At 58.4% G+C, this 13209-nt stretch carries 5 protein-coding genes; 2 read left to right on the forward strand and 3 right to left on the reverse strand.

Translation table 11 applies throughout. The features are described from left to right. Positions 1–244: 244 nt before the first annotated feature. Together AAFH99_RS05015 and AAFH99_RS05020 are read left to right on the forward strand one after the other, a co-directional pair. Positions 245–5902, forward strand: a complete 5658-nt coding sequence (locus AAFH99_RS05015) for a PQQ-dependent sugar dehydrogenase (RefSeq protein ID WP_406828834.1) — start codon at positions 245–247, stop codon at positions 5900–5902. A gap of 148 nt (positions 5903–6050) precedes the next feature. Next, positions 6051–7484: a DUF1552 domain-containing protein gene (locus tag AAFH99_RS05020; protein ID WP_406828835.1), complete on the forward strand. Its 1434-nt coding sequence runs from the start codon at positions 6051–6053 to the stop codon at positions 7482–7484. A 65-nt stretch (positions 7485–7549) separates the two neighbouring features. Here the strand turns inward: AAFH99_RS05020 and AAFH99_RS05025 are convergent, their stop codons facing one another. The 3 genes from AAFH99_RS05025 to AAFH99_RS05035 form a co-directional block, all read right to left on the reverse strand. Continuing rightward, on the reverse strand, positions 7550–8392 hold the full coding sequence (locus AAFH99_RS05025; protein WP_406828836.1) for a DUF3014 domain-containing protein: 843 nt from the start codon (positions 8390–8392) through the stop codon (positions 7550–7552). 238 nt (positions 8393–8630) lie between these two features. Continuing rightward, complete coding sequence (locus tag AAFH99_RS05030; protein WP_406828837.1) at positions 8631–10523, reverse strand: alpha-amylase family glycosyl hydrolase; 1893 nt, start codon at positions 10521–10523, stop codon at positions 8631–8633. 183 nt (positions 10524–10706) lie between these two features. Continuing rightward, the gene (locus AAFH99_RS05035; RefSeq protein WP_406828838.1) at positions 10707–13166 is read right to left on the reverse strand and encodes a TIM-barrel domain-containing protein; all 2460 of its coding nucleotides are present in this window, start codon (positions 13164–13166) and stop codon (positions 10707–10709) included. Between the last annotated feature and the right edge of the window lie 43 nt (positions 13167–13209).

Here is a 13209-nt window from a genome sequence, read left to right on the forward strand (position 1 = left end):
CTTGCTTAGAAAAATGTGTAAGGCATCAACATTTTGGCATCCGGAAGTACTACGCCCCGGGGGAGGAGGAGGTAATCCCCCTGTAAGGGAGTAATTTGATCCTGTGCAAATGCGGTTTCAGCACAAGCCCGCTGAGTAGCCTTCTGCCGATAAATATAAGAGCGCACCTGCGGATAAATAATAAAAGCCGCCCGCAAAAAAGCGGGACGGACTTCCGGATAAAAATAACTCCCGGAGCATAGCGATGATTTCTGCCCCTGTGAAAGCCGGAGTGCCACACTCCGTTGCTGCCGTTTGCCTGCGCGCCTGTGTCGCGTTGGCGTGTCTGCTCGCCCTGCCGCTCAGCGCCAGTGCGCAAACCTGGTCCGAGGCCTGGTTCCGAGGTACTCCCAACGACTGGGGTACAACGGCGATGACCTACGATGCCACTGCCGGTGTGTGGGTGACGGAACAGACTTTTGCCAGCGACAACCCCCGCTTCAAAATCAGCCACTATCAGAACTGGAATGAGGCCTATCCCGGGGCGGACTACCAGGTGGTCAGTGGCCGCTACCGAATCACGTTTGATGATGTCAGTAAGGCAATCACCGTTTCAGAAGTCGTCGAACCTCCGCCCGCCGGGACATCAACCAGTCTCTGCTTTGATAACGCGCAGAACTATACCAGTCCTCAAATCTATTTCTGGAATCCGGCACCCGGCGGCAGTGTGAATAACCTGCCCGGTTGGCCCGGCGCAGCGATGAGCGAATCCGGTGAGCATTACTGCTACGACTTCTCTGCGCATTTGAACAACGGTGAAATGCCGGACTCGCTCAATGTCATTTTCAATGACAATGGCGGAGCGCAATCCGCTGACCTGCAGTACAGCGGAGACCCCTGTTATATCGGCAACCAATGGCAGCCGGCGGCGGCCTGCGGACTGGATGAGGAGCCTGGTGATGACCTGCCGCCGAGCACCCGCCCGTTGTTGGCGCAGCCACTGAACTTTCCGATTACCGGCAATGTCTCTGGCGGCAATTACCGATTTGAGATCGCCTATCCGAATCTGCAGGGGCAGTTTATGTCTCCGGTGATGGTGATTCCGGACGGCATCAATGACCTGCTGTATGTGGTGGACAAAACCGGCACCATTTTCGTATTCCCCAATCGCGAAGATGTGGCGCCCGGTGAAATTCGCGAGCTGCTGAATATCAACGGTGAGGTGCGCAACTACCACGAGCAGGGACTGCTGAGCATGGCCTTTGACCCGGGCTTTGCCAGCAATGGCCATATCTACATCTATTACATTCACGGCACCGATGATAATGAGCGCGCACCGGATGGCAGTTACGGCGATGCGATTCTCGAACGCTGGACCCTAGACAACCCGAACGATCCGTCTCAGGCGCTGGCTTCTTCGCGCACGGAAATTCTGCGGGTTCCCCAGCGCGGGCCGGACCACAAGGGCGGCATGATGCAGTTCCACCCGGAAGACAATTATCTGTACCTGAGTATCGGTGACGGCGCCTACGGTCACAGCGCCACCATGAGTTATCCGGAAGATCCGCGCACCAACAACGGTGCCCAGGAAACCGACAACCTGCTGGGTACCTTTATCCGTATCAAACCGCTGGAGCAGGCGGTTAATGGAAAATACTACGAAATTCCCGCGGACAACCCGTTTGTAGGTGTCCCCGGCTTCCGCGAAGAAATCTGGTCTTACGGCCACCGCAACCCGTGGCGCTGGAGCTTCGATACCGAAGCGCCCTACACCCTGTGGGAAACGGAAGTCGGCCAGGCGGGATTTGAAGAAGTAAACCTGATCGAAAAAGGCAAAAACTACGGTTGGCCGGTGTGTGAAGGTACCAACAACCGTGGTGATCTCGGTGGCGATCCCGGTAAAAACTGCAGTACCGATTTCGAGCCGCCGCGGGATGGCTACGCGCACCCGACCGGCTATTCGATCATCGGGGGTGTGGTCTATCGCGGGAATGCTCTGCCGGGCCTGAGCGGAAACTTTGTGTTTGGCGATTACGTCACCAAGCGCATCTGGTCCATCGTGGATGGCGAAGCCAAAGAACTGATCAGCGATGCCTTCCCGGAAAATATCGCCTCCTTCGGTACCGACCTGAGTGGCGATACGCTGCTGGTTTCCACTTACGGTGTGGAGTACGGCGGTCAGTCCACCATTTACAAAATCGTGGACGACGATGCGGAAGCGGCGGTCATCCCGGCGAAGCTCTCCGAGACCGGCCTGTTTGCAGATCTTGAAACCCTGGAGCCGGTAAGCGGCGTTATTGAATATGCCTTGAATAGTGAAGGGTGGTTCGACGGGGCGGCACTGCGGCATTTTATTGCGGTACCGAACGACCAGCAGATCAACTTTACTGAGACCGGAAAATGGGATTTGCCGGTCGGCACCGTGCTGGTAAAACACCAGAGTATTGCCACCGCGGAGAATCCGCACAAACCGTTTACCACGTCCGTTCTGTTCCGGCAGGATACGGGCAAGTGGCAGGCGGCCAACTATTACTGGAACAGCGCCGGCACCGACGCTGACCTGGTGACCGAAACCCTCACAGTGATGGACGGCGGCATTGAAAACCGCCAGCGGGCCGTGCAGTCAGCCGCCGACTGCGGATCCTGCCATATCGGAAGTGGCAGTCGCGAGCCCCTGGCGGTGCACACCCGTCAATTCAATCGGGAATTCCAGTATGGTGAGACCGAAACCTCGGTGGCCAATCAGCTGGATGTGTTCAACACCATCGCGCTGTTGTCGGAAAATATCGGCAGCGCGGACAGTTACGGTGCCTTCGTGAATGCCGCCGATACCAGCGCGGATCTCGATGAGCGCGCGCGTACCTATCTCGAAACCAACTGCGCCCACTGTCACGCCAGTGGCTTTATGGATCTGCGCTACGACACCCCGCTCGCGGACATGCGTATCGTGAACGTGGAAACCACCGGCGGCGCCGCCCGCTTGCGCCCCTTCGACCATGCCAACAGCCTGGTGTACATCTACCAGACTACCGATAACAACCGTATGCCCAAAGGCACCCGCTATACAAACCCGGTGGCGGAAGCGCTGTTTCGCGATTGGATCGACGGTGCCGGCCTGCAGCAGGTGGGGATTCAGCTGGATGCGGACAGCGATCGCCTGAATGGCGGCGATGCGCTGACGGTGCAGGTTTACTCTCTCTACGACAACGGTTTTACCGCGCCGGTACCCAATGCGCCGAGCGTAAGCTCCAGTAACAGCGATGTGCTCGCAGTGGAATCGGTGGGTGATGATCACTTTGTACTGCGCGCCGGCAATACCGGATCTACCAGTGTCACGGTGCAGCAGGGCGGTTTCAGCAGCCAGCTGACCATTGCCGTAACCTCTATTGATACCGCCATTACCGGACTGGAAATTGCGCCCCAGGGACAGTCTCTGGAAAGCAGTCGCCAGCTGGTTGCGGTGGGCATTCGTGCCGATGGCACCCGGAAAAATATTTTCGGGCAGGTCGGCTGGTCGGTGGCCAGTGGACCCGCCACCATCGACCAGAGCGGCCTGGTAACCCGTACCGGAGCCGGTGCCATTACCGTGGAGGCGAACCTCGGAGAATTTACCGCGTCGCTGAATCTCGCCGAGGGTTTTGACGGCATCCGCCTGCGCTACGACAACCCCGACAACTGGGCACAGGTCTACGTGCATCTGTGGGTAACCGTGGATGGTCAGGATCAGGGGCTGACGCAGTGGCCGGGGCTGCTGATGAGTGGACCTGATACCGAGGGCTGGTGGACCCACTCGGTGGATCAGCAGGATCTGCACAATGGCCAGGTCAACCTAGTGTTCAACAGTGGCAACGGTCAGCAGACCGGTGACCAGCGGAACATCGGCGAGTCTTCCAGTTTTGTCGGCGGCGCCTGGGAACCCTGGACGCCGGAAGGGCCTGTTGGCGGCGACACATCGCGGGTTTCTGTGATCGGCGGCATCACGACGGACGGCGGGCGCGATTACGCCATCGGCAGCGTGATCAGCGTCAACGCCGACGATGCGCCACTGGGCACTGTATTTGGCGGTTGGAGCGGCGATGCGGCGCCCTATATCGTCAGCGACCCGTCGCTGCCCCAGGTGCAGCTGCTGATTCCACAGCACGACCTTTCCCTGGTGGCACTCTTCCCCAGCGCAACCAACGAGTACGAGGCGGGGCAGAATTTTTACGCGGCCCAGTGTGCAAACTGTCACGGTGACCAGGGCCAGGGCGCGGTTGCCCAGACGCTGGCCGGCAGTGGCGCCAACTGGCAGTTGGGCGAGCTGACGCAATATATCGAAGACTTTATGCCAATGGACGCCGCCGCCAGTTGTACCGGCGACGAGGCCGGTGCCTGTGCCTTTGAAGTGGCGAGGCTGATTGTGGACGAAGCCTGGGACAGCGGCAGCTGCAGTGGCAGCGACTGCGATGGCAGCAATCTGGATCAGCGCAACCTGCGCCTGCTCACCCGTGAGGAATACCTCAACAGCGTGCGGGATATTTTCGCAATCGACTTCGACAGTTCACTGATGAGCCCGGTACCCGCAGACGGTCGCTACCGCAATTTCGACACCGCTTCCTACCTCTCCGCGGACAACGACCGCACCCTGGGGTATGAAATGGTGGCCGAGCAGGTCGCGGACCTCGCCATCGCGCAGGGCGGTTTCATGAATCTGGTGAGCGGTTGTGGCGATGTGCCGTGTGTGGTGGATACCCTCGGCTTCCGCCTGTTCCGTCGACCGCTGCAGAGTGCGGAAATCACCCGCTACGCAGGACTTTACCAAAGCGACGATGACGGCCGCCTGGCGCTGCAGGCGATGCTGATGTCACCGCACTTTATGTATCGTTCCGAGCTCGGTGTGCTGGACAGCGAGAGCGGCCTCTACCGGCTCGATAATTACGAAGTGGCAACACTGCTGTCCTACACCTTCTGGGCCACGACACCGGATGACGCGCTACTGCTGGCCGCCACCGAAGCGGGCTTCGATATTGCCGTACAGGTGGATCGCCTGCTGGCGGACCCCCGTGCAGAACGCGGTCTGCGCCGCTTTATCAGCGGCTGGCTGATCAACAACCAGTATCCCTTCCCGGCAATCACCGATACCGATCTGGTAGCGGCGTTTAAGGAAGAAACCGTCGGCTTTGTGCTGGAGAACATTCGCTCGAATTCTGCCTTCGGCGAATTGCTCTCCGCCAACTACACCTGGGCCAACGGCGATCTCGCCGCGCATTACGGCCTGGATACGAGCGGCGGCGACTGGGCCATGCGCACCTTCCCCGCGGGCGATCCCCGCAGTGGCAGCGGTCTGCTCGGCCACGGCAGCTTCCTCGCCTCCCGTACCAGCACCGTTAACCCGGCGCCGATCAAGCGCGGCGTTTACGTGCGCGAAGTGCTGATGTGCCAGGAGTTCCCGCCTCCTGCTGCTGCGGACTTCAATGTGGTATTTGAAGATACCGACAGCAACCGCGAAGCCACTGCCCGTCACACGTCCGATCCGGCCTGTGCCGCCTGCCACCAGTTTATCGACGGTGTCGGCTTCGGTTTTGAGCGCTTCGGCAGCGATGCCCTGTATCGCACCATCGAAACCATCGGTACCGGTGAACAACGCGAGATTGACGACAGCGGCAGTATCAAGAGTCTGTACACCCCCGCGACGGTGATGGATCCGACCAGCCCCAGCTACGACTTCTATTCCGTGCCGGAACTGGCGGGCCTGATTGCCGGTAGTGACCAGGGCGAGGCGTGTTTTGCGCGGCAGTTCTACCGCTATGTGGTTGGGCGTGAAGAGGGTGCCAGTGACGATGTGATCATTCACTCCACCAGTGAAGACCTGCGCAATGGCGGTGGCATGCGCGATATGTTGCGGACGCTGGTTCTGTCCGACGCTTTCACCTTGCGCCGTTAAAGCTACTGCGCGTGCGCCTGGCAGCCACCGGCGGTGCTCGGAATGCTCATGTATAAAACATACATTCCGCCACCTCCGCTCCGGCGGTGACTGCCAGCCACCCGCTCGCTACGCTTTAATAGCCTCTTAATAATGAGGGATAACAATAATGAAACTCTTCAATAAATTCGGATTTACCTCGGTCAATGAATCCAGCAGCCGCTCGCGCCGTAAATTTCTGCGCAATCTGGCGCAGGCGGGCGTGCTGTTGCCGCTGGCGGGGAGTATGCTCGGCCAGCGTGTACTTGCGCAGGGTGGCAGTGCGCAGCGGGTACTGTTTCTTTACTACCCCAATGGTGTAGTCCCATACAACTGGGTGCCGCAGCAGGGGCCGGGCAGTATCAGCGGCAGCCAGGAGCTGAGTTTTGGCCTGGGGCCTTTGTCGTCCTGGCACAATCGCCTGATCGTGTTGCAGAACCTCACTCTGGATATCGGCGACGGCGCTGGTGCCCACTACAACGATATGCGCGGAATTCTTACCGGCAATAATCAGATCGGGTATGGCAGTGCCAGTATCGACCATTTGATTGCCGAGCAGCTGGGTAGCGAAGGTGTGCTGAGCCTCGGCGTACGCACTGGCAACCGCTCCGACATCATGATTTCCAAACCGCGCAATGTAGAGTCCGGCGCACGCCCCATTCCAAATAATGATCCGGCGGACGCTGCACAGAAACTGGCGGTGGGCATATCTGGTGGAGGGGGCGGCGGTGGCACAGGCGGCAATGACCCCGACAAGCAGGCCTATTACGATGCGATTCTGGATGACTTCGACAGTCTCGCCGACGTCACTCTGGAAAATGCACAGAGGGATAAGCTCACTCTGCACGAAAATGCGCTGAAGCGGTTGCGGGACCTGGCCGGAAACCAGGTAGGCGAATGCAGTTTCAATACCAACGTAATGAGCGATCCCTATTACGCATCCTCCAGCCCGTTATCGCCCACCGAGTGGCAGATGTTCCCGCATCTGGCCCGCGCCCAGGTGGACAACATCGTCGGCGCTTTTTCCTGTGGCCTGCACCGCGTCGCCACCCTGCAGCTTTCCAAAGGCGATGAAAACGGCAATCTGGTGAACTACTCCTATGATGAATGCTGGCAGATGGCTCAGGACGCCATCAGCCAGGGTGTTCAGCACAGCAACGGCAGCGGCCCCGTTGGCCCCATGACCCGTTGGTATAACGAATTTGCCAGCCATAGCGCTTCCCACCGCCCCGGCGATGTACCCCACACCGCCCAGGTGCGCTGGTACCACTCACTCCTCGCTTATACCCTGCAGCAACTGGAAAACAAAGGCCTGCTGGATGACACCCTGGTGGTGATGTTCAGCGAAGTCGGCGACGGCTCCAAACACGGCGGCGCCGCCGGTGCCGTAACCCTGGCCGGAGGCGCCGGCGGCGCCCTGCAGATGGGGCGTATCATCAACTGTGGGGATGGCATCAACAACGGCCAGCGGATCTACGGCACCCACCAGCTGTTCGGGGATATCGCACGCTATATGGGGGTGAATTCTTTGCCGGAAAATCACTGGTCGGGTGGGGTGGTTTAAACTGGGGATTTACATTCGCGGAAAAAATAAAGCCCCGATTTCGGGGCTTTGTTTATTTAATGAGCTTATTGCTCTGAAGGCATACTCTGCAGCGCGCTTTTCAGCTCCCGCAGTTTTTCTTTCACTCTTGCGGCATTGTCCGGGCCGATGCGTATCATCAGTTTGTGCAGGCCGGGCATTTTTTCCAGTTGCTCGTCTTCAAACTTGTAGTACACCGTGGGGCGGACCAGTTTGATCGGGCCTTCGATTTCCGGGGCGGCGAGGGCCTGGTCGATGGCGGCGAGAAGGGCGGCGTGGAAGTTTTTGTTCTTCAGGCCCAGCTCACCGTAGGCCTGTTTCAGGCGCGGATACCAGAACTGGTAGAGGTTCACTGCGGTATCGGTATCCACCATGGCGAACAGACGCACCGGCTGGTCGTAGCGCTGGTAGTTCTCCTGGGACAGCACATACACCTTCTGCCCGTCGTCTTTGATTTCCAGTTCCTTGACTGCGAGCTTGCCGTCCACGTTATTGAACGGGCGGTTCTTGTGCATCAAATCGCCCTTGGTGGCGGTGTTCACCGCCGCGACCCATTTGCGCACCACTTCATCGGGCACTATCCATTTGGCCAGGGCGCCGTCGGCGGAGAGGCTGATGATGTCCTTGCGGGCTTCTTCATCGCTGTCGTTCAGGGTGGGCAGCTGGCGCGGTGGATCTTCCGGCTCGGCGGGTTCCGGCGTTGGGGGAATGACCGGCTCGTCTTCCGGCTCATCAAGGTCGACCTTGGGTTGGGTTTCGGGGGCGGTCTCGGGCACCGGCTCGGGAACGTCCTGTTTGATGTCTTCGCGTACCGCAAACCAGTAGATACCAAAGGCAACCGCCGCTGTCACCAGCAGGGCGATCAGCCACTCTTTGATCGTGCCACCCATCTCGACATTCTCCCGTTGATTCCCGTGTGCCCGATTGTAAAACCAAGCCTGGCGCCTCAAAAGTCAGTGTAAACCACTGACTGCGAAGTCTAGGACAGTAGCAGGTCGGGAAGGTTTCGCCTATAGGGTCGGACCAATAGTGTGGGGCGGGATCGAGAGGAAAGAGTAGAGGGAGAGCGTAGACGGAGAGAGTGAAGAGGGGGCGCAAGTGCGCCCCCTAATGAATTGAGGGGGAGCGTTATCGGGAGAGCTTCAGAATTTGCCCGGAGAGCGATGGCGCGGTTAGCGACACCTGCGCGGACAAATCATCGGTAACCACCAGTTCTGTCCCGCCGTCGCGGAGCGCATTGGTAAGGGTGTACTTACCGGCCGCTAGCTGCCACTCCTCAACCAGTGCTTTTGGTAGCTGCAGGGTAGTGGTGGCGTCGCTGTCGGCGAAGTTGGCAATCACCAGCAGCTGATCGTCCCCTGCCCACCGGGCGAAGCTGTAGAGCTTGTCTGTATAGGTGTCGCTCTGTTCCCTGTTGTAGCGGTGCAGGTCGAGGTATTCCCCGGTGAGCGCCGGACTCTGGCGGGAGAAGGTCAGCAACTTGCCGTAGAAGTCGCGCAGGGATTGTTCCGATTCACTGAGTTTTTCGCTGTTGAACTGGCCTTCGTTATTCCAGCGGCGAATGGTAGGGACTGACCAGTAGTCGAAGATAGTGGTGCGGCTGGCCTTGCCGAAGCCCGCGTCGCCGGCGCCCGGTTCACCCAGCTCTTGGCCGAAGTAGAGCAATGTCGGTGCGCCGCTGATGGTGGCGGAGACCACCATGGCGGGAATGCCGGCTTTGGCGTTGCCGGCGAATTCCGGACTGGCGATACGCTGTTCGTCGTGGTTTTCCATAAAGCGCAGCATATTGTCCTCGATACCGCTCAGGCTCTCCTGAATGTCCACCAGAGGATCAGTGCCGGACTTGCCTTCCATTACCGCGCGGATGGCGTCGTAGGTACCCACCTTGTCGTACAGGTAATCCATTTTCCCCAGTTGGATATAGTCGCGGTAAAGATCCGGCTGATAAATTTCCGCCAATAACAGCGCGTCCGGGTTCTGCATTTTGATGGAGGAATTCAGGTAGCTCCAGAATTCCACCGGCACCATGCCAGACATGTCGTAGCGGAAGCCGTCCACGCCGAAGGCGAGCCAGTAGTCGGTGATCTCACGGAATTTTTCCCAGCTGTTGGGAACGTCTTTGTCTGCCCAGAAAGCCGCGTGTGCGCGGTAGTCTTTCTGCGCAAAATCTGCCGGGAGCTCGGGGAAATCGTGGCTGCCATCCGGGCGCACACCGAAATTGATTTTAACTGTTTCGTACCAGTCCCCCTGAGCCGGTTGCGGCGCGCGGCTGCCATTGCCGGTCCATTTTGCCGGCACTTCCTCAAAGGTGCCGTCAATCAGAGGGTGAGCTTCGCCGTTCAGTGGAAGGTAACCGTCTTCCGCCACCGGCACCTGGAAGGGTTCGCCGGGAACATAGTAGAAGTTGTTGTCGCGGGCGTAGGCAACATTGGTGTTGTCGTCCACCCCGAAATCGCGTACGCCCTCGGGCTTGGCGAGAGACTGATAATTGCGTGCAACATGGTTGGGAACTATGTCGATCAGAACCTTGAGGCCCGCTTCGTGTGAGCGTTCGATCAGCGCCTTGAATTCCTCCAGCCGCTTGGATGGGTCATTGGCAAGGTCCGGGTTCACACTGTAGTAGTCCTTCACCGCATAGGGAGATCCCGCGCGCCCCTTGATCACATCCGGATCGTCATTACTGATGCCGAACGCAGTGTAATCACGCACCACTGCATGGTGCAGGGAACCGGTGTACCAGATGTAGTCGGCTCCCAGTGCGCGAATTTCTTCCAGTGCTTTGGGTGTGAAGTCACTGAATTTTCCAACACCGTTTTCCTCAATGGTACCCCAGGGCTTGTTGGTGGGGTTGGTGTTGCCGAACAGACGCGGGAGCACCTGGTAGATTACCGGTTTGCCGTTACTTTTAATTTCTTCGGCTGCTGCGGGCTGTGCATCGGAATCTTCCGATTTCTGAGTGCAGGCGCTGAGTGTGCCGGCGGCAATGGAAGTGGCCAAAAACAGGTGGATAAATTTTTTCATAAGCTCGGTGTTTTTTTCTGGTGTAGGAGCCTGCTTGCAGGCGAATTTTCGGGCTGCAAATCAAGCAGCCCTCCATGGAGCAAACGCCGGCCCGGCCATCCATGGCCGGTCGCAAATATGAGCAGCGAGCAGTGCTCGCTATGCGCTCAGATTTGCCCTGCAAGCTGTACGTTGTAGTCTGAATTATTGGGTAACGGTCAGGCTCTGGGATGGGCCGGACCAGTCGAATTTCACATGCAGGGTCTTGGCGCGCTTGTTGTACCAGGCCGTATTTTCGGCCAGCGCACTTTCCTTGCGCACCAGCGCCAGCGCCTGTTCACCCTGCCGTACCTCAGAGGGTTGCGCTACGTTATGTAATATCAGCTCGATACTGCGAGTTTCGGGTGCGCCGGTATAGCCGTTGCCTTCACGGTCAAAGCGGAATGCGATACCCGATTCACTACGTTCACTGGAAAACATCAGCTTTTCGTACTGGCCCTTGGCGTAGGCATCCGCGGTAACGCCATCGTCGTCGTAGATATAGCCGCTGGAGCGAGGTGCGGATTCGTGAGCGTAGTAATCCAGACGCAGGTTCGCGCTGGAGTAATCGCGGGTATTGTTCAGACCGGACACCGTTGGGATAAAGGCGCCGGCACGGACCAGAACCGGAATGGTTTCGAGGTCCACATCAATTTTCGCCAGGTCCCCACCGTACTGGTTATCGTTCCAGTAATCGAACCAGATACCACCGGGCAGCTGAACCGCTACTTCATCGACATCTTCGGAAGTGACCGGTGCTATCAGAAAATCATTGCCCCACAGGTAGGCGTCCTTGTTATCCATCAGCGCCAGGTCGTTTTCGTTTTCGAAAAACAGCGGGCGCATCAGCGGCATGCCGGTCTGGCTGTTTTCAAACGCCAGGGTGTAGTTGTAGGGCAGCAGCTGATAGCGGAGCTTGACGAACTCGCGGGTGATATTGCGGGTTTTGCGGTCGTGGAACACGGGCTCCGGGGCGATGTGTTCCTGAGCGTGGGGGCGATATACCGGCTGGAAAGCACCGTATTGCAGCCAGCGGATATACAGTTCCCGGTCGAACTTTTCACCACCGGCAAAGCCGCCCAGATCCGAGTGGGTGTAGCCGAATCCGAGCAGACCCATTTGCAGAGAGAGCTCTACCTGCGGCTGCAATCCACCCCATTCCCGGGCCACATCGCCGGTCCATGGAATCATGCCGTAGCGTTGCGAGCCCGGGAAGCCGGCACGCATCATGATAAATGGACGCTGTTCCGGGCTGTCTGCCTTTTCGTTTTCGAACAGCATCTGGGCCCAGCGGTGTCCGTAGGCGTTGTGAATCTCATCCGCCATGCCGATAGCGTGCACTGTGTCTGCGGGGTGGACCTCGGGTTCGCCGAGATCGCCCCACCAGCCGGAAACGCCCTGTTCTTTCAGGTCTTTGTAGATTCCCCAGAACCAGTCGCGACCGTCCTCGGAGAAAACGTCAATCAGGCCGGTATTGCCGAAATAGAATTCAAACTGCTTGGCGTTGCCGACGAGATTTTTTGCCAGCGCATTGCTTGCCACCGCGTCGCTCCAGCGCTCGGAGGTGGAGAGCACAAACGGTTCGGTGACGAGGATGGTTTCGATTCCCTGAGCGCGTAGGTCGGCCATCATTTCCACCGGTGTCGGGAATGCGTTTTTATCCCACGCCAGATTGCCCATATGGCCCTTGATATCCGGCCCGAACCAGTAAAGATCCAGTACCAATGCATCCAGCGGGAAATCTTCCTCGCGGAATTTTTCCACCACGTCACGCACTTCCTGCTCTGTGCGGTATCCGAAGCGGGAAGCAAAGTTGCCCAGCGCCCAACGCGGAGGCATCGGCTGCCGGCCGGTGACATCCACATAATTCTCGATCAGCTGCGGGTAGGTTTCTCCGGCCACCACGATATAACTGGTGCGGCCCGCCTGAGCTTCAAACTGCAGTACGTTTGCCTCGCTGGCGCCCAGGTCCATAGCACCGGTGGCACTGTTGTCAAACAGCAGGATGTACTTGTTACTGCTCATAACCGCCGGCAGCCCGAAGTACATCTGGTCCGACTCGGTGGTATACCCGTAATGGGCTTTGTTGTAGAGCGGCAGGCGATGGCCGCGACGATCCATACCCAGTACCCGCTGGCCGCCGCCAATCAGTTTTTCATTTTCACTCAGAGTAAAGCGAAAGCCGCGCATGGTCTGATTGGCAAAGAAACCGTGTTCTTCACTCAGTAGTGGCTTGCCGTCGCGCAGGTATTCGATAGTAAACGGCGACTTGTGGATAACTGCTGTGAGATCGCCGAGGGCATACTGTAGTGCGTCCTGGGAAACGCTCAGTTGCGCCGCAACATCCCGCTTGAGTTGATCGGCGCGGGCAAACGACGGCAGTTGCTTGATGCCGTCACGCTGGTAGTGCACTTCCAGTGCGCTGGGGTTGACCGGGGTCAGGGTTACCTGACTGTCGCTGGTTTCGATCACCAGTTGGTTATCGACAAGTTGGTGGCTGCGATATTCCCGCACAGGTTCTGCGAGCGCTGTTTGCGCGGCGGTGGCGAGGAGGCTGGGCAGCAGGGTAGCCAGCCCGAGTTTTTTCAGCAGCCTCGTGGGCTTCTTGGAATTTACTACTTTCATCGTCTTCGCTTTTTGTATCTGTAATTTTAATTCGGGTTTACGG

This window comes from Microbulbifer sp. ARAS458-1, from assembly GCF_045348205.1.
GTDB lineage: Bacteria > Pseudomonadota > Gammaproteobacteria > Pseudomonadales > Cellvibrionaceae > Microbulbifer.